Source organism: Pseudonocardia sp., from assembly GCF_035305885.1.
Taxonomy (GTDB): domain Bacteria; phylum Actinomycetota; class Actinomycetes; order Mycobacteriales; family Pseudonocardiaceae; genus Pseudonocardia.
On the sequence record NZ_DATGOP010000036.1, the window covers coordinates 24,954 to 48,018 of the forward strand.

General features: G+C 74.2%; 21 protein-coding genes. 13 read left to right on the plus strand and 8 right to left on the minus strand.

All coding sequences use genetic code 11. From position 1 onward, the window contains the following. Positions 1 to 162: 162 nt before the first annotated feature. A complete protein-coding gene (locus VKZ81_RS07415) occupies positions 163 to 1,638 on the plus strand; it encodes a DHA2 family efflux MFS transporter permease subunit (protein WP_324240689.1) in 1,476 nt (491 codons plus the stop codon). 182 nt (positions 1,639 to 1,820) lie between these two features. Then, complete coding sequence (locus tag VKZ81_RS07420; protein ID WP_491723612.1) at positions 1,821 to 3,482, plus strand: choline dehydrogenase; 1,662 nt, start codon at positions 1,821 to 1,823, stop codon at positions 3,480 to 3,482. Between the two features lie 5 nt (positions 3,483 to 3,487). Here VKZ81_RS07420 and VKZ81_RS07425 read toward each other — a convergent pair whose 3' ends face one another. Beyond that, positions 3,488 to 4,519, minus strand: coding sequence for a LacI family DNA-binding transcriptional regulator (locus VKZ81_RS07425; RefSeq protein ID WP_324240691.1), 1,032 nt, complete (start codon positions 4,517 to 4,519; stop codon positions 3,488 to 3,490). A 158-nt stretch (positions 4,520 to 4,677) separates the two neighbouring features. Between VKZ81_RS07425 and VKZ81_RS07430 the strand changes: the two genes are divergently transcribed. Genes VKZ81_RS07430 through VKZ81_RS07445 form a run of 4 tightly spaced genes read left to right on the plus strand, consistent with a single transcriptional unit; the run spans position 4,678 to position 9,694 of the window. After that, a complete protein-coding gene (locus VKZ81_RS07430) occupies positions 4,678 to 5,973 on the plus strand; it encodes an ABC transporter substrate-binding protein (protein ID WP_324240692.1) in 1,296 nt (431 codons plus the stop codon). Next, on the plus strand, positions 5,970 to 6,887 hold the full coding sequence (locus VKZ81_RS07435; protein WP_324240693.1) for a carbohydrate ABC transporter permease: 918 nt from the start codon (positions 5,970 to 5,972) through the stop codon (positions 6,885 to 6,887). Before VKZ81_RS07430 ends, VKZ81_RS07435 begins: the two co-directional genes overlap by 4 nt. 7 nt (positions 6,888 to 6,894) lie before the next feature. After that, the gene (locus VKZ81_RS07440; RefSeq protein ID WP_324240694.1) at positions 6,895 to 7,788 is read left to right on the plus strand and encodes a carbohydrate ABC transporter permease; all 894 of its coding nucleotides are present in this window, start codon (positions 6,895 to 6,897) and stop codon (positions 7,786 to 7,788) included. A gap of 1 nt (position 7,789) precedes the next feature. After that, positions 7,790 to 9,694 (plus strand): glycoside hydrolase family 127 protein, encoded by a 1,905-nt coding sequence (locus VKZ81_RS07445; protein ID WP_324240695.1) that lies wholly within the window; start codon positions 7,790 to 7,792, stop codon positions 9,692 to 9,694. Between the two features lie 189 nt (positions 9,695 to 9,883). On the opposite strand, the gene VKZ81_RS07450 is transcribed toward VKZ81_RS07445, so the two are convergent. From VKZ81_RS07450 to VKZ81_RS07460, 3 genes are all read right to left on the minus strand, one after another. Continuing rightward, entirely contained in the window at positions 9,884 to 10,546 is a 663-nt protein-coding gene (locus tag VKZ81_RS07450; protein ID WP_324240696.1) for a thioredoxin domain-containing protein, read from the minus strand. Continuing rightward, entirely contained in the window at positions 10,547 to 11,035 is a 489-nt protein-coding gene (locus tag VKZ81_RS07455; RefSeq protein ID WP_324240697.1) for a MauE/DoxX family redox-associated membrane protein, read from the minus strand. It lies immediately after the preceding gene. 96 nt (positions 11,036 to 11,131) lie between these two features. Next, the gene (locus VKZ81_RS07460; protein WP_324240698.1) at positions 11,132 to 11,896 is read right to left on the minus strand and encodes a zf-HC2 domain-containing protein; all 765 of its coding nucleotides are present in this window, start codon (positions 11,894 to 11,896) and stop codon (positions 11,132 to 11,134) included. A gap of 62 nt (positions 11,897 to 11,958) precedes the next feature. Here VKZ81_RS07460 and VKZ81_RS07465 point away from each other — a divergent pair, with 62 nt between their 5' ends. The 5 genes from VKZ81_RS07465 (at position 11,959) to trxA (ending at position 16,410) form a co-directional block, all read left to right on the plus strand. Continuing rightward, positions 11,959 to 12,534, plus strand: a complete 576-nt coding sequence (locus tag VKZ81_RS07465; protein ID WP_324240699.1) for a sigma-70 family RNA polymerase sigma factor — start codon at positions 11,959 to 11,961, stop codon at positions 12,532 to 12,534. A gap of 44 nt (positions 12,535 to 12,578) precedes the next feature. Continuing rightward, the gene (locus VKZ81_RS07470; protein WP_324240700.1) at positions 12,579 to 13,427 is read left to right on the plus strand and encodes an isocitrate lyase/PEP mutase family protein; all 849 of its coding nucleotides are present in this window, start codon (positions 12,579 to 12,581) and stop codon (positions 13,425 to 13,427) included. 183 nt (positions 13,428 to 13,610) lie between these two features. After that, on the plus strand, positions 13,611 to 14,648 hold the full coding sequence (locus VKZ81_RS07475) for an arabinan endo-1,5-alpha-L-arabinosidase (RefSeq protein ID WP_324240701.1): 1,038 nt from the start codon (positions 13,611 to 13,613) through the stop codon (positions 14,646 to 14,648). 74 nt (positions 14,649 to 14,722) lie between these two features. Then, positions 14,723 to 15,937, plus strand: a complete 1,215-nt coding sequence (locus VKZ81_RS07480) for an ornithine cyclodeaminase family protein (protein ID WP_324240702.1) — start codon at positions 14,723 to 14,725, stop codon at positions 15,935 to 15,937. A gap of 98 nt (positions 15,938 to 16,035) precedes the next feature. After that, a complete protein-coding gene (trxA, locus tag VKZ81_RS07485; protein WP_324240703.1) occupies positions 16,036 to 16,410 on the plus strand; it encodes a thioredoxin in 375 nt (124 codons plus the stop codon). A gap of 1 nt (position 16,411) precedes the next feature. Here trxA and VKZ81_RS07490 read toward each other — a convergent pair whose 3' ends face one another. Then, complete coding sequence (locus VKZ81_RS07490) at positions 16,412 to 17,485, minus strand: NYN domain-containing protein (protein WP_324240704.1); 1,074 nt, start codon at positions 17,483 to 17,485, stop codon at positions 16,412 to 16,414. A gap of 44 nt (positions 17,486 to 17,529) precedes the next feature. Then, positions 17,530 to 17,685: a hypothetical protein gene (locus VKZ81_RS07495; protein ID WP_324240705.1), complete on the minus strand. Its 156-nt coding sequence runs from the start codon at positions 17,683 to 17,685 to the stop codon at positions 17,530 to 17,532. A 671-nt stretch (positions 17,686 to 18,356) separates the two neighbouring features. On the opposite strand from VKZ81_RS07495, the gene VKZ81_RS07500 reads away from it, so the two are divergent. After that, on the plus strand, positions 18,357 to 19,130 hold the full coding sequence (locus VKZ81_RS07500; protein ID WP_324240706.1) for a class I SAM-dependent methyltransferase: 774 nt from the start codon (positions 18,357 to 18,359) through the stop codon (positions 19,128 to 19,130). Between the two features lie 5 nt (positions 19,131 to 19,135). Here the strand turns inward: VKZ81_RS07500 and paaK are convergent, their stop codons facing one another. Both paaK and paaZ read right to left on the minus strand, forming a co-directional pair. After that, a complete protein-coding gene (paaK, locus tag VKZ81_RS07505) occupies positions 19,136 to 20,395 on the minus strand; it encodes a phenylacetate--CoA ligase PaaK (protein WP_324240750.1) in 1,260 nt (419 codons plus the stop codon). A gap of 62 nt (positions 20,396 to 20,457) precedes the next feature. Further along, complete coding sequence (paaZ, locus tag VKZ81_RS07510) at positions 20,458 to 22,497, minus strand: phenylacetic acid degradation bifunctional protein PaaZ (RefSeq protein ID WP_324240707.1); 2,040 nt, start codon at positions 22,495 to 22,497, stop codon at positions 20,458 to 20,460. Positions 22,498 to 22,656: 159 nt separating this feature from the next. Here paaZ and VKZ81_RS07515 point away from each other — a divergent pair, with 159 nt between their 5' ends. Further along, positions 22,657 to 23,040, plus strand: a complete 384-nt coding sequence (locus tag VKZ81_RS07515; protein ID WP_324240708.1) for a nuclear transport factor 2 family protein — start codon at positions 22,657 to 22,659, stop codon at positions 23,038 to 23,040. Positions 23,041 to 23,065 lie beyond the last annotated feature (25 nt).

Here is a 23,065-nt window from a genome sequence, read left to right on the forward strand (position 1 = left end):
CCGCCGCGCACGGGCCCGAGGCGCGGCCGGCGGGAGGGTGACGCGCGCCTCAGATCGGACGGGGATTAATCCTGCGCGTTCCGTCGGTCCTACCCCGTAGATTTTCCGAGCTCGGCGCCCGGCCCACCGGCTCGCGCCGCACCGGACCTCGTGGGGGACGACGTGAACCAGCAGTCAGACGTGCTCGACCACCCGTCGGGCGCCGCCGGTGGCGCGGGTGCGCTGAGCGCCCGCGACCGCACGGTGATCGGCGTGCTGCTCGTCTCCACGTTCGTCGTCATCCTCAACGAGACGATCATGAGCGTCGCGCTTCCGACGCTGATGAGCGAGCTCGCGGTCGAGGCGAGCGTGGGGCAGTGGCTCACCACCGGGTTCCTGCTCACGATGTCGGTGGTCATCCCGATCACCGGCTTCCTGATCCGCCGGATCCCCACCCGCTCGCTGTTCGGCATCGCGATGGCGCTGTTCAGCGCGGGCACGTTCGTCGCGGCGGTGGCGCCCGGGTTCGCGATCCTGCTCGCCGCCCGGGTGGTCCAGGCCAGCGGCACCGCGATCATGCTGCCGCTGTTGATGACCACGGTGATGACGCTCGTGCCGCCCGCGCGCCGGGGCGCCGTCATGGGCAACATCTCGATCGTCATCTCGGTGGCGCCCGCGATCGGCCCGGCGGTCTCGGGCATCGTGCTCACGCAGTTCGGCTGGCGCTACATGTTCTGGCTGGTCCTGCCGATCGCGCTGGCCGCCTTGCTGCTCGGGCTGCGGCTGATCACCGACGTCGGCGACTCCACCTCCGCCCCGATCGACGTCGCGTCGGTCGTGCTGTCGGTGCTCGGCTTCGGCGGGCTCGTCTACGGCCTGAGCAGCGTCGGCCACTCCGGCGGTGACGGCTCGCCCGCGCTGCTGTGGGGCGCGCTCGGTCTCGGTGTGGCGGGGCTTTCCGCCTTCGTCGCCCGCCAGCTGGTGCTGCAGCGCTCCGACCGCGCCCTGTTGGACCTGCGCACGTTCCGCTCGCCCACGTTCACCGTGGCCAGCGCGATGATGATGCTGATGATGGCCGTGCTGCTCGGCACCGTCGTCCTGCTGCCGATCTACCTGCAGGAGGTGCTCGCGCTCGAGACGTTCGCCATCGGGCTGCTGCTCCTGCCCGGCGGGCTGCTGATGGGGCTCCTCGGCCCCGTCGTGGGGCGGCTGTACGACCGGTTCGGTCCGCGGGCGCTCCTGGTGCCCGGCACCGCCGCGGTGAGCGCCGCGCTGTGGTCCACCACGATGTTCACCTCCGGCAGCTCGATCCTGCAGGTCCTGGGATTCCACCTGCTGCTGTCGACGGGCCTGGCGTTCGTGTTCACCCCGCTGTTCACCTCGGGGCTGGGCGCGGTCGAGCCGCGGCTGTACTCCTACGGCAGCGCGATCTTCGGCACCACCCAGCAGCTCGCCGGCGCCGCGGGCGTGGCCTTGCTCGTGAGCGTCATGTCGGTCGCCTCCGCCGGGCTCGCCGCGGGCGGCGCCTCGGTGGTCGAGCAGACCGCGGGCGGCGTCCACGCCGCGTTCGTCGTGGCCGCCTCGCTGTCGGTGCTCGCGATCGGGGGCGCGTTCTTCATCCGCAATACCCCGTCGGGTGACGTTCCCGTCGCGCACTGACGTCCCATTCCGCACGAACGACGTTTTCATCCGCACCGTTCGGGTGAAGGCGCCGTTCCGCCCATTCCGGGAAAGGAGGGGGCGCGGGGAGGGCCTTCCGGATACCTCAGTAGTGTGACCGCGCTCGTCGATTCTCGGGGCATTGCTGAGTGGGAGGTTGCGCATCCGTGGGGGCCGTGGACGTGGATGGCACGATCTTCGATTTCGTCGTCGTGGGCGGGGGCACGGCGGGCTGCATCCTGGCCAACCGGCTGAGCGCCGACCCGGGCACGCGGGTCCTCGTGCTGGAGGCCGGCCGGCCCGACCACGCCTGGGACCTGGCGGTTCAGCTGCCGCTCGCGATGGGGGTGCCGGTCGGCAGCCGCTGGCACGACTGGCGCTACACCGGCGAGCCCGAGCCGCAGCTGCGGGCCCGCCGGCTCGACCACCCGCGCGGCAAGGTGCTCGGCGGTTCCAGCTCCATCAACGGCATGCTCTACACGCGCGGCCACCCGCGCGACTTCGACCGGTGGGCCGCCGAGACCGGCACCGAGGAATGGGACTACGCGCACTGCCTGCCCTACTTCCGCCGGCTCGAGAACTGCCTCGGTGAGATCGACGAGACCCGCGGCCGGGGCGGGCCGCACACGCTCATGCGCAGCCCGGCGCGGGGCCCGATCTTCGAGGCGTTCTTCGAGTCCGTGCGGCAGGCCGGCTACGCCGTGCTGCCGGACACCAACGGGCTGCAGCAGGAGGGCTTCGCCCCGTTCGACCAGGGGGTGCGGGGCGGCCGTCGCGAGAGCGCCGCTCGCGCCTACCTGCACCCGGTGCGGCGGCGGCGCAACCTCACGGTGCTGACCCGGGTGCACGTCACGGGCGTCGAGGTCAACGGGGGTCGCGCGGTCGCCGTGCGGTACCGGCGTGGGCGTCGCGGCGAGTCCGTGGTGCGCGGCCGCGAGATCGTGCTCGCCGCGGGCGCGGTCGGCACGCCGCAGCTGCTGCAGCTGTCGGGCATCGGCGACAAGACCGAGCTCGAGGCGCTCGGTGTGCCGGTGGTCCACCACCTGCCGGGCGTGGGCGAGTCCTTGCAGGACCACCTCGCCGTGCACATCCAGCACACCGGCATCGCCCCGGTGTCGCTCGCCGACGTGCGCGACAAGAAGCGCTGGCCGAAGATCATCGCTGAGGCGCTGCTGCGCGGCACCGGCCCGGGCGCCTGGAACCCCATGCAGGCGGGCGGCTTCGTGCGCAGCTCGCTGGCCGACGGCTACCCGGACGTGTTCTTCGTGCTCGCGCCGCTGCTGATGCAGAGCGAGGAGCACTCGTACCCGGTCGACCAGCACGGCTTCCAGTTGCACGTCGAGGTCATGCGCTCCGACGCCCGCGGCCACGTCAAGATCACCTCGCGGGACCCGTCGGCGCAGCCCGCGCTGCGGCTCAACTACCTCACCGGCCCCGACGACCGGGCCCGGTGGGTCGAGGCCGTGCGCATCGCGCGGGAGGTGCTGGGGCAGCCGGCCATGGCGGCCCTCGGCGGCACCGAGTGGCTGCCGGGGCCGACCGTCCGCACCGACGACGAGGTGATGGACTGGGTGGCGCGCACCGCCCGGACCGGGCTGCACCTGTCCTGCAGCGCCCGGATGGGCGTGGACGACGGCGCCGTGGTCGACCCGACCAGCATGCGGGTGCGTGGGCTGGAGGGCCTGCGGGTCGTCGACGCGTCGGCGATGCCGTCGATCACCAACGCCAACACCTACGCGCCGACGATGATGCTCGCGGAGAAGGCCGCCGACCTGATCCTCGGCAACACCCCGCTGCCGCCCCAGTACCCGCGGCGCCCCGAGGAACGCGCGGCGGAGGGCTGATCCGGTCAGCGGCGGGCGATCGTCGACCCCCGGATCACCAGGCGCGTGGGCAGGTACTGGGTGCCGCTGCCGATGTCGACCCCGTCCAGCGCGGCGAACACGCGCTGGGCGGCGGTGCGGCCGAGCTCCTGCAGGTTGGCGTCGATGCTGGTGAGCTGGGGGCGGGCGTTGGTGGTGAGCACCTCCCAGTTGTCGAACCCCATCACGGCGATGTCCTCGGGCACCCTGCGGCCGAGGTCGCGGGCGGTGTCGAGCACACCCCGGGCGATCTGGTCGGAGCCGCAGAGGATCGCGTCGACGTCCGGGTGGCGCTCCAGCAGCACGGCGGCGGCGTCGCGGCCCCAGTGCTCGGACCACTCGGAGAACATCACCTCGCCCACGAGCTCGAGGCCGGCCGCGGCCAGCGCCTCCTGGGCGCCCGCGGCGCGGTCGCGGGCCGCCGCGTAGGTGGGGTCGCCGGAGATGTGCGCGATCCGGGTGCGCCCGCTGCTCACCAGGTGCTCCACCGCGATGCGGGCGGCACCGACGTTGTCCGGGGTGAGCGACAGGTCGGCCGGGTCGTCGGACGGGGCGTAGGCGTAGACGACGGGCACCGGGATGTCGCGGCCGAGCGATGGGCGCGGGTCGGTGCGCTCCCCGACCACGATGAGCCCGTCGACGCGGCGCGACAGCAGCGCGCGCAGGTGGTGCTGCTCGCGGATGGCGTCGCCGCGGGCGTCGCAGAGGAACACGTTGACCTGGCCCGCGCCGAACGCGTCCTCCGCGCCGGTGAGGATCGGGATCACGAACCGGCCCACCAGGTCGCTCGTGAGCAGCCCGACCGTGCCGGTGCGGCCCGCGATGAGGCCGCGCGCCATCGGGTTGGGGCTGAACGCGAGCCGGTCGGCGGCGTCGAGCACGCGCTGCCGGGTGGCGGGGGCGACCTGGTCGCGGCCGTTGAGCGCCTTGGAGGCGGTCGCGACCGACACGCCCGCGAGCCGGGCGACGTCCGAGAGCGTCACCGGTTTCGGGTTGCGCGCCGGCTCGGTGCGAGTCATCCGACCTCCTCGGCCTCGCACTGTAACAACGACCGCGCTTGACGGCCGACCTCGCCACCGCTACGGTCCCGAAAAGCTTTTCGGCCCTGCGGCGTGCTGAGATCGTGGCGCTCCGACAGGGTGATCTCAAAGGTTTCCTGCTCGACGAGGAGCGCACCATGGCACTCACCGGGTTCCGCTCGCTGCTCGCCGCTGCCGCGGTGGCGGCGATGCTGGCCGTGGCCGCCTGCGGCGGCGGAGGAGGCGCATCGGGTGGCGGCGACGCGACGGCCGCCGGGCCGAACGGCGTCGACGACGGCACCACCCTCACGCTGTGGACCAGGGCGCCGCTGGAGAAGCAGGCGAAGCTGCTGGTCGAGGCGTACAACGCGACCCACCAGAACACGGTCGAGCTCACGGTCACGCCGAACGACGACTACGTCGCGAAGGTGGGCGCCGCGGCCGGCGCGGGCGGCCTGCCGGACCTGTTCGCCGCCGACATCGTCTACGTGCCGAACTGGGTGCAGCAGGGGCTGTTCCAGGACATCAGCGACAGCATCGACGGGCTGCCGTTCAAGGACGCGATCAACGCAGGGCACCTCGCGGCGGGCACCTACGAGGGCCGGGCGCACGTGCTGCCGTTCGTGCTGGACCTGTCGATGCTGTTCTGGAACAAGGACCTGTTCCGCGAGGCGGGCCTCGACCCGGAGAAGCCGCCCGCCACGCTCGAGGAGTACGCGGCGGCGGCCAAGGCGATCCAGGCGCTGGGCAAGCCCGACACCTACGGCACCGCCACCGGCCTGAACTGCGGCGGCTGCCTGGTGTTCACCTGGTTCCCGAGCATCTGGGCCGCGGGTGAGCAGGTCATGACCCCGGACGGCACGCAGTCGCTGCTGGCCTCGCCCACCGCCCGGCAGGTCTACGACACCTGGCGCGACCTGTGGCAGTCCGGCGCCGTACTGCCCTCCTCCCGCGACGAGGCGGGCCCGACGTGGACCGCGGGCTTCACCGAGGGGAAGGTCGGGCTGATGTTCTACCCGGCCACCCTGCTGTCGTCGACGCAGGGCTTCGAGGTCGGCGTCGCCGGCATCCCCGGCCCGAACGGCGGCTCCTCGACGTTCGTCGGCGGCGACGGGATCGGCATCTCCAAGGACTCCGAGAAGGCCCCGCAGGCCTGGAACTTCCTGTCCTGGCTGATGTCGGAGGAGGCGCAGGTCGAGGTGCTGGGCAAGAACCTCGACGTGGTGTCGCGCTCCGACCTCGCCGACAACAAGTACGCCGTGTCGGACCCGCGCCTGGTGACGATCAACGAGGTGGCCGCGGCGGGGGAGACCCCGGTGGCGATCAACTTCCAGCAGGCGTTCAACGCGACCAACAGCCCGTGGCTCACGCTCGTGCGCGACGCGGTGCTCGGCACCGGGGCCGATCTCGACAAGAACAACGACGAGATCACCGCGGTGCTGTCGCAGCAATGACCAGCTCGACGCTGACCGGCCCGGCGGCGCCCGCCGCCCCCGTCCGGCACAGGCCGGTGGGGCGGGCGCTGCAGGGCTGGCTCTACGCCACGCCCACCGCCGCGTTCGTCGGGGTGCTGTTCGTCCTGCCGCTGCTGCTCGTGATGCTGATGTCGGCCTCGCGCTGGCCGCTGCTCTCGGGCTATCAGGGGTGGAACCTCCCGGCCAACTACAGCCGCGCGGTCTCCAACCGCTTCTTCGTCGACTCGGTGGTCTTCACCGTGAAGTACACGGTGCTCGCCACCGTGCTGCTCATCGCGCTCGGGCTGGGGCTCGCGCTGCTCGTGCAGGAGTCGACCCGGTGGAAGGGCCTGCTGCGCACGGCGTTCCTCGTGCCGAGCGCGCTCGGGCTCGCCTCGGCGTCCTTGTTGTTCTACGTGCTGTACTCGCCGTTCGCCGGCCCGTTCGCGCCGATCATGGAGCGGATGGGCGCGACGTTCCTCGGCACGCCCGACGCCGCCCTGTGGTCCACGCTGTTCCTGATCGTGTGGCGCTACGCCGGCTTCTACATGCTGCTCATGCTCGTGGGCCTGCAGGCGGTCCCGGCCGACGTCTACGAGGCCGCCCGCATCGACGGCGCCGGGCGGTGGCAGACCTTCCGGCACATCACGCTCCCGCTGCTGCGGCCCACGCTCGCGCTGTGCACGGTGCTGTGCGTCACCGGGTCGCTGCTCGCGTTCGAGCAGTTCTACATCCTCACCAAGGGCGGCCCGGACAACAGCACGATCTCGGTCGTCCAGCTGATCTACACGGTCGCGTTCCAGGGGCAGAACGACCTCGGCGTCGCCGCCGCGCTCTCGGTGCTGGTGCTCGGCGTGCTGGTGCTGGTCAACGTCCTGCAGATCCGCGCGTTCTCCCGTCCGGAGGAGAGGTGACCGGGAAGTGACCGCGCAGCTGTCGCGCGCCGCGGCGTCGGCGTCCCCGTCCCGCTCCACCGGGCGGGCGCCCGCCACCAGCGTCGCCGGGCTCGTCCTGCGCACCCCGTACTGGGTGTTCACCGGCGGCCTCGCGGTGATCTTCCTGTACCCGTTGGTCTGGACGGCCGTGGCGTCGGTGTCGCCCCACCCGGGCACCAGCCAGGTGGACGGCTGGGGGTTCGGCAACTACCGGGCCCTCGCCGACTACCAGGCCGGGATCTGGCAGTACCTGGCGAACTCGGCGTTCGTCTCGCTGCTCACGGTGGCGCTCACCCTCGTGGTGTCGACGCTGGGCGGTTACGCGTTCGCCCGGTTCTCCTTCCCCGGCCGCGACGCGCTGTTCCTGGTGACGCTCGCGATCCTCATGGTCCCGTACGCCACCCTGCTGATCCCGCTCTACGTGCTGCTCACCCAGGTCGGGCTGCAGAACTCGCTCGTCGGGCTCGCCCTGGTGCTGACGATGTTCCAGCTGCCGTTCTCGACGTTCATGATGCGGATCTCGTTCGAGGCGGTCCCGCGCGAGCTGGACGAGGCGGCGATGGTCGACGGCTGCTCGACCTTCACCGCGCTGCGGCGCGTGCTGCTCCCGGCCGTGAAACCGGGGCTGATCACCGTGGGCCTCTTCGCGTTCCTCGCCGCGTGGAACGACTTCATGGCGCCGCTGATCCTGATCAACGACAGCGACCGCATGACGCTGCCGCTCGCGGTGTCCAACTTGCGCGGGCAGGTGCAGGGGGTGGTCGACTACGGCGCCACCGAGGCGGGCGTCGTGGTGCTCGCCCTGCCCTGCATCGTGCTGTTCCTGCTGCTCCAACGACACTACGTGCGCGGCTTCATGTCGGGCGCGTTGAAGGGATGACATGAGCCTCGTTGTGCCCTCGACCGGCCGGCTGCGCCCGCTGTCGCTGGCCGAGGTGACGATCACCGGCGGGTTCTGGGGACGGCGCCAGCGGGTCAACGCGAGCGCGACGCTCGCCCACATCGAGCAGTGGCTCGAACGCGAGGGGTGGCTCGCCAACTTCGACCTCGCCGCCGCGGGCGCGCTGCCCGAGGGCAGGCGCGGCCGGGAGTTCTCCGATTCCGAGGTCTACAAGTACCTGGAGGCGCTGGCCTGGGAGATCGGCCGCACCGGCGACGCCGCGCTCGAGGAGCGGTTCCGCAAGGTCGTGGCCCGGGTCGCGGCCGCGCAGGAGCCGGACGGGTACCTCAACACGAAGTTCGGCAGGCCGGGCCAGGCGCCGCGCTGGTCGGACCTGGAGTGGGGCCACGAGCTGTACTGCATCGGCCACCTGCTGCAGGCCGCGGTCGCCCGCGCCCGCACCCGGCCCGACGCCGACGACGGGCTCGTCGAGGTCGCCCGCTGTGCCGCGGACCTCGTCTGCTCGGTGTTCGGGCCCGGCGGGATCGAGTCGGTGTGCGGGCACGCCGAGATCGAGCCCGCGCTCGTGGAGTTCGCGCGGGTCACCGGCGACGAGCGCTACCTCGACCAGGCCGCGCTCTTCGTGGAGCGCCGGGGCCGCGGGGTGCTGCGCGACATCGAGTTCGGCCGCGCCTACTACCAGGACGACGTCCCGGTGCGCGAGGCCCGCGTGCTGCGCGGGCACGCCGTGCGAGCGGGCTACCTGTCCGCGGGCGCCGTCGACGTCGCCGTGGAGCGGGGCGACGAGGAGCTGCTCGCCGCGCTCGTGGCCCAGTGGGACGCCACCGTCGCCCGCCGCACCTACCTCACCGGCGGCGTGGGCTCCCACCACCAGGACGAGGCGTTCGGCGACGACTGGGTGCTCCCGCCGGACCGCGCCTACTCCGAGACGTGCGCGTCCGTCGCGTCGATCATGTTCAGCTGGCGGCTGCTGCTCGCCGACGGGGCGCCGCGGTTCGCCGACCTCATCGAGCGGAACCTGTTCAACGTGGTGGCGACCTCCCCGTCGGCCGAGGGCACCGCGTTCTTCTACGCGAACACGCTGCACCAGCGCCGCCCCGGCACGCTCGCGGTGGAGGGGGAGATCTCGCCGCGGGCGTCGTCCTCGCTGCGCGCCCCGTGGTTCGAGGTGTCGTGCTGCCCGCCCAACGTGGCCCGGACCCTCGCCGGCCTCGCCGCGTACGTCGCCACCGTCGACGACGAGGGCCTCCAGCTGCACCAGTACGCGCCGGCCGAGATCCGCACCACCGTGGCGGGGGCACCGGTCGCGCTCGACGTCGAGACCGGCTACCCGCGCGACGGCGTGGTGCGCGTCCACGTCCGCTCGGACGCCGCCGCGCCGTGGACGCTCTCCCTGCGGGTGCCCGCGTGGGCCGACGGGGCGCGGCTCGTCGTCGACGGTGCCGCGGAGCCCGCCGCGCCGGGGACGGTTCGCGTGCGCCGCGCCTTCCGCGCCGGTGACGTCGTCGAGCTGCACCTGCCCGTGGCCCCCCGGTTCACCGCGCCCGACCCGCGCATCGACGCGGTCCGCGGCTGCCTCGCGGTGGAGCGCGGGCCGGAGGTGCTGTGCCTGGAGTCGGTCGACCTGGCCGCCGCGAGCGGCGGCGCCGTCGACGACGTCGGCGACGTGCGCCTCGACCCGGGCATCGCCCCGCGCGAGCAGGACGGGCGGGTCGTCGTGCGGGTGCGCCGGTCGGCGCCACCCGACCGGGCGTGGCCCTACGGCGCCCCGGCGCCGGACCCGGCGACCGATGCGGCCTTCGACGTGCCGCTCGTGCCCTACCACGACTGGGCCGAGCGCGGCCCGTCGACGATGCGGGTGTGGCTGCCCGTGGTGGGCGCGTAGCGCTCGTACCCGGCGAGTCGCGGTGTGGGTGTGGGCGGCGCTGCGCGAATCCCGGCCCCGTGCTGCCGCTGCGCACGGCCGACGGCGGCGTCGCCCGGCGCCGGCGGCCACCAGCGCGGCGCTCCGCGGCGCGGGCGGCTCGGCCGCGCCGGTGCGGAGGTCGGCGAGCCCGCGGCGAGGCCCGCCCGGTCAGCCGGCCGCGGCGGCCGCGCGCAGCGCCTCGGCGGTGCGCTCCACCTCCCGCCCGTCGACGAGCACGGTGGGGGTCGCGGTGATCCCGGCGCGGGAGGCGGCGTCGGTGACCGACCGGCTCCACCCGGCGTAGCGGCCCTCCTGCACACAGGCCGCGAAGTCGGGGCCCGCGCCCGCCTGCGCGCCGAGCGCGACGAGCTGGTCGTCGGGCAGGCCGGCGCCACCCTCCGGTGGCTGGTGGGCGAACAGCAGCTGCGCGAAGCGGGGCAGCACGCCCGCGTCGGCCGCGCAGCCGGCGGCCGCCGACGAGCGGCTCGAGTAGTCCGTGCTGGAGAAGCGGTTCAGGTAGGCCACCGGGTGGTAGACGACCCGGGCCCGCCCCGACGCCACGAGCTCGTCGATCGTGGCGCCGGCCTGCCGCTCGTACTGCGCGCACGCCGGGCACTGGAAGTCGAGGTAGAGGTCGATCGTGACCGGGGCGTCGGGGTCGCCGACCGCGACGCCCTCCGCGGTGGCGCCCGCGGGCAGCGCCCCCGCGGCCGCCCCGGCGCGGTACACGCCGAACCCGACGGCGCCTGCGAACAGCACCAGCACGAGAACCGCGACGACCGTCGTCGTCGACGGGCCGCCGCGCCGGATGATGGCGGAGCGTGGCTTCACCTAGGACTCCTTCACGAGTGCGAACCGCCCGGCGGGCCACCGGACGAGGAGGAGGGCGACCACCAGCAGGGCGGCGTCGCGGGCGAGGTCCAGCGCGTACGCCGGGTCCTCGCCCGCGGCGAGCTCGCCGCCCGAGCCGAAGCAGCCGCAGTCGATGCGCAGCCCGCGCGCCCACGCCGCGGCGATCCCGACGACGAACCCGAGCATCAGCACGGCGGAGACCGCCGCGGCGGCCCGGACCCCGGCCCCGGTGACGAGGAGCACGCCGAGGACCAGCTCCACCGCGGGCAGGCCGGCCCCGACGACCTGGGCCGCCGTCTCGGGCAGGAGCCGGTAGGCGCGCACCGCGCGCACGGAGGCGTCCAGGTCGGTGATCTTCGCAGCGCCCGCGGCGAGCCAGACGGCGCCGAGCAGCAGCCGACCCGCGGTGGAGAGCCAGGGCTGCAGGGCCGTGGCGGGTACGGGGGCGGGGGGCGTGGTGGGTGGCATCGACCCCAGTGGTCGTCGGGGCCGCGCGCGGAGTTCCCGCCCGGTCAGGTGGCAAGCTCGGGCAGCGCGATCCGGCAGCGCGATCAGGCAGCGCGATCAGGCAGCACGGTGGTGGGCCGACGGTTGCAGGCCCGCGTCGCCGAACCCGCCGTCGAACCCGTCGCCGAACCGGTCGCGCCCCGCGTCCCGCCCGCCGGAGGAGCCGGTGTCGGCGGAGCTCGCGGCCGCCCCGCCGTCGTCGCGACCGGTGCGGGCGTGCAGCAGGAGGAGGACGAGGCCCACGACCGCGGGCAGGTGCCCGAGGAGCCGGCCCGCCGCCACGTGCCCGGCGAGCGCGTCCAGCGCGCTGAGGCACGCGAGCAGCGCCACGAACGCGCCGATCACCGGTACCAGCCCGCTCGCCCGGCGGGGCCCGGTCGCGGCGACCGCGAACGCGACCCCGAGGGCGAGGTTCCAGGCCGCGCTCTCGTGCGTCAGGTGCGCGATGCTCGCCCCGGCGAGCCGGTCCGCCCCGGCGGCCCCGGCCGCGGCGATGATCCCGCTGAGCGCGAGCGCCAGCTGGCCGACGGCGAGCGCGGCGAGGGCGACCCGGACGGCGTCGCGGGCGATCGCGCGTGCGGTCCGCGGCGGCGCGGGGCGGGACTCGCCCGCGTCGAGGGCGGCCAGCACCCCGGGCAGCACGTCGGGGAGGTCCTCGGCGGGGCGGAGGCGGGCCAGGCGGGTGACGTGGGCGGCCCGGTCGGCGAACGCGCGGCAGCCCGCGCACCCGGCGAGGTGGTCGTCCACCGCGCCGGGCGCCACGCCCGCGTCCTCGCCGTCCATCCGGGCGGAGATCGCGTCCCGGCAGTCCTCGCACCGCATGTGCCTATGGTCGCCCGCGCCCGCCCCGCGGTTCCCGGCGGGCGCGTGGCTAGGCTGCCCGGGTGGCCGAGCGACGGGACGACGAGCGGATCACGCGGTGGGCCCTCGCGGCCGGTCGCGGCGATCGGGAGGCGCTGTCGGCGTTCGTGCGGGCCACGCAGCGCGACGTGCTGCGGTTCGTGTCGCACCTCGCCGACCCCGGCCAGGCGGAGGACCTCGCCCAGGAGACCTACCTGCGCGCGGTCGGGTCCTTGCCGCGGTTCGAGGCCACGGCCTCGGCCCGCACCTGGCTGTTGTCGATCGCCCGCCGGGTGGCGGCCGACGCGGTGCGCGCCGCGGGCCGCAGGCCCCGCACCACCGCCGTCGCCGACTGGGACGCCGTCGCCCAGCGCGGCGGGGTCGTGCGCCGAGCGGGTGACGAGGCCGTGCTGCTCGCGCAGCTGGTGGCGGGGCTCGCGCCGGAGCGGCTGGAGGCGTTCGTGCTCACCCAGGTGCTCGACCTGAGCTACGCCGAGGCGGCGCAGGTGTGCGGCTGCCCGGTCGGCACGATCCGTTCGCGCGTGGCGCGGGCCAGGGAGGACCTGGTGCGCGCCCTCGACGAGGGGGCGCCCGGCACCGGGCGGCGCCGCGAAGCCTGATCACCCGCCCGGGCCCGTCGGTGGGGCTCGGTACGGTCCCCGGTGTGGCGAGGACGATCAGCGAACCGAACGGCCCAGATTCGACCGACGACCTCACCGCCCGCTTCCGGGCCCTGCACGTCCCCGGCGACCCGTTGCTGATGCCCAACGCGTGGGACGAGGGGTCGGCGAAGGCGCTCGCGACGCTCGGCTTCGCGGCGCTGGCCACCACGAGCAGCGGGTTCGCAGCCACCAAGGGGCTCGTCGACGGCGCGGTCGGCGCGGAGCGCAGCTTGGAGCACGCCGCCGCGCTGGTGCGGTCGGTGGACGTCCCGGTGAACGGCGACCTCGAGGACGGGTGGGGTACCGACCCGGGGGAGGTCGCGGCCACCGTCGCGGAGGCCGTGGAGGCGGGCCTCGCGGGGTGCTCGATCGAGGACTACAGCGCGGGCGCCGACCCGGAGATCCACGACATCGGCCTCGCGGCCGAGCGGATCGCCGCGGCGGCGGAGGCCGCCCGGGAGGGGCGGGGGATCGTGCTCACCGCCCGGGCCGAGAACTTCATCCGCGGCAACCCCGATCTCGGCGACACGATCGAGCGGCTGCAGGCCTACCAGGAGGCGGGCGCCGACGTGCTCTACGCGCCCGGCCTGGTGGACCTCGCCGACGTCCGCTGCGTCGTGTCGTCGGTCGACCGGCCGGTGAACGTCCTGCTGATGCCGGGCATGGCGCCGGTACCGGAGCTGGCCGAGGCCGGGGTCGCCCGCATCTCCGTCGGCGGCACGTTCAACGCGGTGGCGTTCGGGGCGCTCGCCCGCGCCGCCCGCGAGCTCCGGGAGCACGGCACGTACGGGTTCTTCGAGCTCGCCAAGGAGGGCCGGGAGCTCACGGCGAAAGCATTCCGTCTGCACTAGAAATGGTGAGAAATCACTAGAGCCACCTCCCGACGCGGCGCGTCGGTGTGACGCGCGTCACTATCGAGTGAATCGCGCGTCGTCGCTCCGTCACTCAACGGGGTGATCCGCGTACGCTGTCCCCTCCTCGGCGATCTTGCTGGTGGGGTCGCCGCGGTTGCCCCCGTCCCTCGTGCAGAACGGATGACGCCCGTGCGATTCGCGCCGCTCCTCACCGTTGTCGCCGCAGTGGTCGGGCTCAGCGCAGCCCTCGCCCCACCGGCCGTGGCGGCCGCCCCGGCGGTCCCGGCGCAGGCCGAGGAGCCGTGGCGGCTGTCCGGCGACCTCGCCGCGCACGACCCCGCGCTGGTCGTCGGGGACGAAGGGGAGAAGTGGTACGTTTTCGCCACCGGCCACGAGAGCAAAGGCGACGGCAACATCCAGATCCGCTCGTCGTCGGACGGTCGCAAGTGGACCTACGAGGGCACGGTCTGGGACGAGATCCCCGAGTGGATCAAGGAGGCCGTGCCCGGCGTCAAGAACATCTGGGCGCCCGAGGTCTACGAGGCCAACGGGATGTACTACCTGTACTACGCGGCCTCCACCTGGGGTCACAACCAGTCGGTGATCGGCCTCGCGACCAACGAGACGCTCGACCCGTCCGACCCCGCCTACGAGTGGGTGGACCGCGGCGAGGTCATCCGCTCCGATCCCGACGACGACTACAACGCGATCGACCCCGCGATCATCGAGGACGGCTCGGGCACGCCGTGGATGGCGTTCGGCTCCTACTGGAGCGGGATCCGGTTGGTGAAGCTCGACTGGCCGTCGGGCAAGCTCGCCGACCCCGACGCGGAGCCGCGCCACATCGTCGACCGGAAGGCCGCCCCGAACGCCGTCGAGGCGCCCTACTTCGTCAAGCACGACGGCTACTACTACCTGTTCACGTCCTGGGGCCAGTGCTGCCAGGGCGTCGACAGCGACTACAAGATCATGGTCGGGCGGTCGAAGAAGGTGACCGGCCCGTACGTCGACCGGGAGGGCCGCAAGCTCCTCGAGGGCGGCGGGACCACGGTGCTCACCGACGAGGGTGACCGCGTCGGGCCCGGCGGCCAGTCCGCGTCCGACGACATCATCGCCTACCACTACTACGACAAGTCGGACGACGGGAAGCCGAAGCTCGCCATCCAGCCGATCGTCTGGGACGACGACGGTTGGCCGATGCTGACCAACCCCGAGTAGCCCGCGCGCGAACGCGTTACCCGCGGGCCCGGTGCACTGGTCGCGTCACGACCGCGTTCCGGCGCCCGGTGGTGGTGGGCCGCGCCGGTGAGCTCGCCCAGGTGCGCAGGCTCGTCGCCGCCACCGCGTCCGGGCGCGGGGCGGCGCCGGCCGTCCTCGGCGAGGCCGGGGTGGGCAAGACCCGGCCGCTGCAGGCCGCCACCGGGGCCACGGCGAACCTGCGCGGCGGGCGGCCCGGGCGATCGGTAGCGGCTACCGAGGTTGCGCCCGGCCGCTACCGAGATCGGCCGGCAGAGGGGAGACGCGTGGTGCTCGTGCTCAGCGGCTCGCAGGTGGAGCGGTTGCTCGACCCCGACGAGCTGGTCGACGCCGTCGCCGCGGCCATGGCCGACCTGAGCGCGGGGCGGGCCTCGGCACCGGACCGCATCGCCGCGTTCGTCCCCGAGCGCGACGGCTTCCTCGCCGCGATGCCCGGCTACGTGCCCTCCGCGGGCGTCCTCGCGGCCAAGCTGGTGTCGCTGTTCCCGGGCAACGCGGGCACCGGCGTGCCCACCCACCAGGCCGTCGTCGTCTGCTGCGATCCCGACACGGGCACCCCGGTCGCGCTGCTCGACGGCACCGTGATCACCGCGATGCGCACGGCGGCCGCGTCCGCGGTGTCCGCGCGGCTGCTGGCCCGGCCGGACGCCGCGGTGCTCGCCGTGCTCGGCACCGGCGTGCAGGCCCGCTCGCACGCCCGGGCCATGTGCCGGGTGCGCCCGATCCGCGAGATCCGCGTGGCCGGGCGGGACCGGGGCCGCTCCGCGGCCCTCGCAGCCGAGCTCGCCGGGGAGCTGGGGGTCACCGCCGTCGGGGTGGGCTCCTACGCCGAGGCGCTCGACGGGGCCGACCTCGTCTGCGCCGCCACCCACGCGACCGAGCCGGTGGTCCGGCGGGAGTGGCTCGCGCCGGGCGTGCACATCGCCTCGGTCGGCTTCGGGGGCCGCGAGGTCGACGACGCCACGGTGGCCGACGCGCTGGTCTGCGTCGAGTCGCGGCGCGCGGCGCTCGCACCCCACCCGACGGGCGCCGCCGACCTGCACGAACCGATCCACGCGGGGCTGATCACGGCCGAGCACGTGCACGCCGAGCTGGGGGAGCTGGTCCTCGGCACTCGGCCGGGCCGCACCGCCGACGACCAGATCACCCTCTACAAGTCCGTCGGCGTCGCCGTGCAGGACGCCGCCGCCGCTGCGCTGGTGCTGCGGGCCGCCCGCGAGCGGGGCGTGGGCAGCGACGTCCCGCTGTGACGTGCCGCTGTGACGTCCCGCTGTGACGTCCCGCTGTGATCGCGGTGACGCATCCGGGGTTCAGGAACACGGGGGAAGCCGGGTTCGTTGGTCCGCCTATGGCCACGATCGAGCTGACAGCCGACAACTTCAACGACATCGTCGGTGCCGACGGCACCGTCCTCGTCGACTTCTGGGCCGAGTGGTGCGGGCCGTGCCACCAGTTCGCGCCCGTCTTCGAGCAGGCCTCGGAGACCCACCAGGACATCACCTTCGGCAAGGTCGACACCGAGGCGCAGGTCGAGCTCGCGCAGGCGTTCGGCATCTCGTCGATCCCGACGCTGATGGCGGTGCGCGACGGCGTCGTGCTCTACGCCCAGCCCGGCGCGCTGCCCGCCGCGGCGCTGGAGGACCTCATCGGCCAGGTGCGGGCCGTCGACATGGACGCGGTGCGCCGCGAGATCGCCGAGCAGGAGCGCCAGCAGCAGGGCTGAGTCAGGACGGCACGCGCAGGAGGTACTCGTTCGCGTCGGTGTCCCACTCCAGCTCCACCAGGCCGCGGGCCCGCGCGGCCTTGGCGAACGCCAGGAACGTGTTGAACCCGTAGCGCTTCTCGCTGAAGTTCGGTCGCCGCTTGCGCAGGTGGTCCTTGAGCCCGCTGAGCGGCGGCCGCGACCCGGTCGACGCCTGCAGCTGCCGGACCACGTCGACCAGCAGCGCGAAGGCGTCCTCCTCGGCCGACTCGTCCTCGGCGAAGGTGACCTCGGGGTCGCCCTGCGCCGACCCCTCCCGCAGCTGCACGACGCCCTCGTGCTCCAGGTGGCGCAGCAGCTCGCCGAACCCCCGGAACCCGTAGTCGGCCTCGTCGAACGTCGGGTCCTTGCGCAGCACGGCGCGCTTGAGCCGCGACGCCACCACCGGCCCGTCGACGTGGCGTTGCAGGCCGGCGAGGGTGCTCGTGACCAGCGGGGCCGGGTCGGCGTCGTCGGTGCGCGCCGGCTCCTCGGGCGCCGCGAGCGGCGCCTCGACCGAGGGCTCGGCCGCGAGCGGTGGGCGGGACCGGTCGCGAGCGTGGCGCTTCGGCTGGCCCGGCTCGACCCCCGGCAGCCGGTCGTAGAACAGGAACTCGTCGCACGCGGGCGGCAGCAGCGCCGAGGTGGACGACTGCACCCCGATCCCGATCACCCGCTTGTCCAGCTCGCGCAGCTTGTGCACGAGCGGGGTGAAGTCGGAGTCGCCGGTGCCGATCGCGAACGTGGTGATGAAGCCGCGGGCGAAGGCCATCTCGATGGCGTCGACGGCCATCTTGATGTCGGCGGCGTTCTTGCGGGACCCACCCAGCCGCTGCGGGATCTCGATGAGCTCCACCTGCGCCCGCGCGAGCAACCTCCGGTCCTCGTCGAAGCCCGACCAGTCCGCGTAGGCCCGCCGCGCCACCACCCGGCCGCGCTCGGCCAGCGCGTCGGCGATCGGGCCGAAGTCGAACGGCGCCACGCCGAGGCCGTCGCGCGCCCCGATCGCCAGGTTCTCGTAGTCGAGGAACAGGGCGATGCGTTCGTCGTCGGTCATCACGTGGCAGCTCCGGGTGCTCGGTGGTGAGGCAGGAGCCTAGATCAGGCGGGGCGCAGCAGGCGCGTCCCGCGCCCACCCGCCGCGAGCGCGTCCGGGGCGCCCCCGCTCGTGCGACCGCGGGCCACCTCGACGAACGTGATCGCGTGCACGTCGCGGGTGGCCACGGCGCGGTCCACCACCCCGTCGAGGTCGGGCACGGTGTTGGCCGTGGCCCGCCCTCGTCCCGCGGGCGGTACGCGCTGGTGGACGCGGCGGCCACCGCCAGGCCACCTCGTGCGGGCGGCCACAGCGGCTCCGGCGGCGACGGTAGCGCCGGCGCGGCCGACCGCGGCGCCGTGCACCGGCATCACCGGGCTGCCCGTGGGTCGAGCGCCGGTAGCCGCTGGCACCCGGCGTCGACGAGCGCGTCGGGCGCCCCCGGCACGGCCGCCGACTCCCGCACCGGGCGGAGGCGCTCCAGGGCGCGTGGCCACCCGGGTGTCTCCCCGAGTCGGGCGATCCGGGCGCGGGCGCCCCCGTCGGCGTCGATCGCGGGCGGGCGACGAGCGCGGCGGCGACGTCGGCCGTGCCCGGCGCTGAGCGCCGCCCGGGCAGCGGTTGCCGGCGCGCGCACCGGCAGCCGAGCCGAACCGGGTCGCCGAGCGGCCGGGGCACGTCCCCGGCGGCCCGAGCCGGACCAGGGCGTCGGCCGCCACGGGTCCGTGGGCCGGCCCGCGAATCCCGGGTCCGTCCCGTGCAGCCGGTGGTAGGTCTCGTCCAGGACGTCGCTCACGCGACCGGTGGGCAGCGTGAACCCGACTCGAGGTCGAGCGCCGCCCGCCGCCGAACGGCGGTTGACCCCGTCGGACCGCACCGCTTGGGTGGCCGGGTGCAGTTCGCCGCTCCGGCCGGACGGTACGACCGGTTCATGGGGCGCTACCTGCCGACGTTGGCCGCCGCGCTGGCCGACGCCGCGGGCATCGCGCCCGGGATGCGCGTGCTCGACGTCGGGTGCGGGCCCGGCGGGCTCACCCGCGAGCTCGCCGCCCGCGTCGGCGCCGCGAACGTGGCGGCCGTCGACCCGGCATCGCAGTTCGTCGCCGCCTGCCGGGAGCGCAACCCGGGCGTCGACGTGCGCGAGGGGGTCGCGGAGGAGCTGCCATGGGCCGACGACGCGTTCGACGCCGCGCTGTCGTCGCTGGTGATCGCGTTCATGCGCGACCCGGACCGCGGCGTGCGCGAGATGGCGCGGGTGACCCGGCCCGACGGCGTCGTCGCCGCGTGCATGTGGGACCTCGCCACCGGCGGCATGACGATGCTGTGCACCTTCTGGGCGGCGGTCGAGCGGGTGCAGCGCGGATCGCCCGGCGAGGGGCGGCTCGCCGGGACCGCCGAGGGCGACATCGCGCACCGGTTCCGCCGCGCCGGACTCGAGGACGTCGTCGGCGGTTCGCTGCACGCCTCGGCGAGCTACACCGGCTTCGACGACTTCTGGGAGCCCTTCACCTACGCGGTCGGGCCCTCCGGGCAGCACCTGGCCTCGCTCGCCGCCGAGCAGCAGGCGCGCGTGCGCGACGCCTGCCGGGAGGCGCTGCCCGACGGTCCGTTCACGCTCGACGCGCGGGCCTGGTACGCGACCGGCAGGGTCCCGGGCCCGCGCTGACGTGCTCAGCGGACGCGCTGGTCCTTCAGCCGCTGCAGCTTGCCCACCGACCGCTCGAGCGTTTCCGGGTCCACGACCGCGCAGCGCACGCTCACCCCGACCGTGTCCTTGACGGCGGTGACGACCTCGTCGGCCGCGGCCGCGCGCCGCTCGGGCGGGCAGTCGGGGCGGGCCTCGACGCGCACGGTGAGGACGTCCAGGCGGCCCTCGGTGGTGAGGACGAGCTGGAAGTGCGGCGCGAGCCCCGCGGTGCGCAGCACGATCTCCTCGATCTGGGTCGGGAAGACGTTCACGCCGCGCAGGATGATCATGTCGTCGCTGCGGCCGGTGATCTTCTGCATCCGCCGCATCGCGGGCCGCGCGGTGCCCGGCAGCAGCCGGGTGAGGTCGCGCGTGCGGTAGCGGATGATCGGCAGCGCCTCCTTGGTGAGGGAGGTGAACAGCAGCTCGCCCTCCTCGCCGTCGGCCACGGGCGTGCCGTCGATCGGGTCGACCACCTCGGGGTAGAAGTGGTCCTCCCAGATGTGCAGGCCGTCCTTGGTCTCGACGCACTCCTGGGAGACGCCGGGGCCCATCACCTCCGACAGGCCGTAGATGTCGACCGCGTGCATGCCGGTGCGGCTCTCGATCTCGGCGCGCATCTGCTCGGTCCAGGGCTCGGCGCCGAAGATCCCGACCCGCAGCGAGGAAGAGGCCGGGTCGATGCCCTGCTTCTCGAACTCGTCGATGATCGTGAGCATGTAGGTCGGGGTGACCATGATGATCTCGGGGCGGAAGTCCTGGATCAGCTGGACCTGCCGCGGGGTCATCCCGCCGGAGACCGGGATGACGGTGGCACCCAGCTTCTCCGCGCCGTAGTGCGCGCCCAGCCCGCCGGTGAAGAGCCCGTAGCCGTAGGCGACGTGCACCTTGTCGCCGGGCCGCCCGCCCGCGGCCCGGATCGAGCGCGCCATCAGGGCGGCCCAGTTGTCGACGTCGCGCTCGGTGTAGCCCACCACCGTGGGCTTGCCCGTGGTGCCCGACGACGCGTGGATGCGCCGCACCTGACCGTGCGGCACCGCGAACATCCCGTACGGGTAGTTCTCGCGCAGGTCGTCCTTCGACGTGGTGGGGAACTTCGCGAGGTCCGACAGCTCCTTGCAGTCGTCGGGGTGCACGCCTGCCGCGTCGAACTTCGCCCGGTAGTGCGGCACGTTCTCGTACGCGTGGCGCAGCGTCCAGCGCAGGCGTTCGAGCTGCAGCGCCCGCAGCTCGTCGACCGACATCCGCTCGGCCGGGTCGAGCAGGTCGGCAGGCGGTGCCTCTCCGAGCCGCCGTTGGATCGTCGTCACCGCTGCCCCTCCTTCTTCGCAACCAGTGTCAGCACGTCGTAGCGCGCCACCGACTCGCCGTCCTGCCGGGTGATGTCGGCGTCCCACCGGACCTCGCCGTAGGGCGCGGTGTCGCGCGGGGTGATCTGCTTGCAGGTGAGCGTCACGGTCAGTTCGTCGCCGAACCTGACCGGCGTGAGGAACCGCAGGTTGTCGACGCCGAAGTTGGCCAGCACCGGGCCCGGGTCGGGGTCGACGAACAGGCCCGCGGCGAGCGACACCACGAGGTAGCCGTGCGCCACCCGCTCGCCGAACAGCGGGTTCGCCGCGGCGGCCGCCGCGTCCATGTGCGCGTAGAAGGTGTCGCCGGTGAACTCGGCGAAGTGCTCGACGTCTTCCTGCGTGACGCGGCGCGGGCCGCCGACGATCGTGTCGCCGACCCGCAGCTCCTCCAGGTGCTTGCGGAACGGGTGCACGTCGGTGACGGTGCGCCGCGCCCCGGTGACCCAGCGGCCGGTGATCGCGGTGAGCGTGTCGGGGTCGGCCTGTACCGCCGTGCGTTGCATGTGGTGCAGCACGCCGCGGATGCCGCCCAACTCCTCGCCGCCGCCCGCACGCCCGGGGCCGCCGTGCACCAGCGCGGGCAGCGGCGACCCGTGGCCGGTGGACTCCTTCGCGTCCGCCCGGTTGAGCACCAACAGGCGCCCGTGCCACGGCGCCACGCCGAGCACGACGTCCCGGGCGAATGCTGCGTCGGCGGTGACGACCGAGCCGGCGAGGCTGCCCGCCCCGCGCGCGGCGTAGTCGATCACCTGCTCGGTGCTCGCGTAGGGCAGCACGGTCGAGACCGGCCCGAACGCCTCGACCTCGTGCGGCTCGGCCCGCTCGGGGTCGCCGACCAGCAGGATCGGGGAGACGAACGCCCCGCGCTCGGGGTCGGCGTCGACCACGTCGACCTTCTCGGGGTCGCCGAACACGATCCGGCCGGCGTCGGCGAGCGCCTTGACGCTGCGGCGCACCTCTTCGCGCTGCTCCAGGCTCGCGAGCGCGCCCATCCGCACGCCCTCGCTCGCCGGGTTGCCGACCGTGGTGCGCGCCAGCCGCTCGGTGATCGCCTCGACGACGGCGTCGACGTGCCGCTCGGGCACGAACGCGCGCCGGATGGCGGTGCACTTCTGGCCCGCCTTGACCGTCATCTCGGTGACGACGCCGTCGACGTACAGGTCGAACTCGGGCGTGCCCGGCGCCGCGTCGGGGCCCAGCACGGAGAGGTTGAGCGAGTCGGCCTCGGCGGTGAACCGCACCGCGCGCTGCACGATCGTCGGGTGGGCGCGCAGCTTGGCCGCGGTGGAGGCCGAGCCGGTGAACGCCACGAGGTCCTGCTCGGTGAGGTGGTCGAACAGGTCGCCGACGCCGCCCGCGACGAACTGCAGCGACCCCTCGGGCAACAGCCCCGACTCGACGATCAGCTCGACGAGCTCCGCGGTGAGGTACGCGGTGGGGCTCGCCGGCTTGACCAGCGACGGCACCCCGGCGAGGAACGCGGGCGCGAACTTCTCCAGCGGGCCCCACACGGGGAAGTTGAACGCGTTGATCTGCACCGCGACGCCGTGCAGCGGCGTGCAGACGTGCTGGCCGACGAACGTGCCGCCACGCCCGAGCGGCTCGACGGCGCCCTCGACGTAGACCGTGTCGTTGGGCAGCTCCCGGCGCCCCTTCGAGGCGTAGGCGAGCAGCACGCCGATGCCGCCGTCGACGTCGAACCTCGAGTCGTACGGGGTCGCTCCGGTGCGCGCGGAGACGGCGTAGAGGCGGTCGCGGTGCTCGCGCAGGTGCTGGCCGAGCGCCTTCAGCAGGGCCGCGCGCTGGTGGAAGGTGAGCTCCCGCAGCGCGGGACCCCCGGCCCGCCTGCCGTGCTCGAGGGCGGCGGCGAAGTCGATCCCCGCCGACGAGATCCGCGCGACCTCCTCGCCGGTGACCGCGTCGAAGAGCGGCCTGCCCTCCTCGGCCGGGCGGTGCCAGCCACCGCTCACGTAGCTGCGCAGGACGGGCGCCATGGGCGGGCCTCCGTTGGTCTCGCTCAACCGACCGTTCGTTCGGGCCATGACGCTAGCACTCGCGAGCCGCGCATCCCAGGGTCTCGGGTTCGCCCCGGACGGGGGAGCCGGTGGAGGGCGATCGCGGGCACCCTGGACGGACACCGCGAGGAGGTCGCCATGGCTGATCGGGGCACGGCATCGGTCGAGACGCTGGAGGCGATCGCGGACGCGTTCAACGCCCACGACCTCGGCGCGATCATGGAGTTCTTCGCCGAGGACTGCGCGCTCGACATGCCGCGCGGGCCCGACCCCTGGGGCAGGCGCTGCACCGGGAAGGCGGCGGTGCGCGACGCGCTCGCCTCCCGCTTCGCGGGGTTGCCCGACGTCCACTACGGCGACGCCCGGCACTGGGTGAGCGGCGAGTTCGGCGTTTCGGAGTGGCTGCTCACCGGCACCGCGCCCGACGGGCGGGCGGTGCGCGTGCGCGGCTGCGACCACTACGAGTTCCGCGACGGGCGGGTCGTCCGCAAGGACTCGTACTGGAAGATCGTCGAGACGTAGCGGAACGACACCACCGAGGGGCGAC

Coding starts and splice junctions, on each gene's coding strand:
- trxA (WP_324240703.1), top strand. CDS start 16,036: ATGGCCACGATCGAGCTGACAGCCGACAACTTCAACGACATCGTCGGT.
- VKZ81_RS07455 (WP_324240697.1), bottom strand. CDS start 11,035: ATGCCACCCACCACGCCCCCCGCCCCCGTACCCGCCACGGCCCTGCAG.
- VKZ81_RS07475 (WP_324240701.1), top strand. CDS start 13,611: ATGACGCCCGTGCGATTCGCGCCGCTCCTCACCGTTGTCGCCGCAGTG.
- VKZ81_RS07430 (WP_324240692.1), top strand. CDS start 4,678: ATGGCACTCACCGGGTTCCGCTCGCTGCTCGCCGCTGCCGCGGTGGCG.
- paaK (WP_324240750.1), bottom strand. CDS start 20,395: ATGTCGGTCGACGAGCTGCGGGCGCTGCAGCTCGAACGCCTGCGCTGG.
- VKZ81_RS07515 (WP_324240708.1), top strand. CDS start 22,657: ATGGCTGATCGGGGCACGGCATCGGTCGAGACGCTGGAGGCGATCGCG.
- VKZ81_RS07490 (WP_324240704.1), bottom strand. CDS start 17,485: ATGACCGACGACGAACGCATCGCCCTGTTCCTCGACTACGAGAACCTG.
- VKZ81_RS07425 (WP_324240691.1), bottom strand. CDS start 4,519: ATGACTCGCACCGAGCCGGCGCGCAACCCGAAACCGGTGACGCTCTCG.
- VKZ81_RS07460 (WP_324240698.1), bottom strand. CDS start 11,896: ATGCGGTGCGAGGACTGCCGGGACGCGATCTCCGCCCGGATGGACGGC.
- VKZ81_RS07445 (WP_324240695.1), top strand. CDS start 7,790: ATGAGCCTCGTTGTGCCCTCGACCGGCCGGCTGCGCCCGCTGTCGCTG.
- VKZ81_RS07435 (WP_324240693.1), top strand. CDS start 5,970: ATGACCAGCTCGACGCTGACCGGCCCGGCGGCGCCCGCCGCCCCCGTC.
- paaZ (WP_324240707.1), bottom strand. CDS start 22,497: ATGGCGCCCGTCCTGCGCAGCTACGTGAGCGGTGGCTGGCACCGCCCG.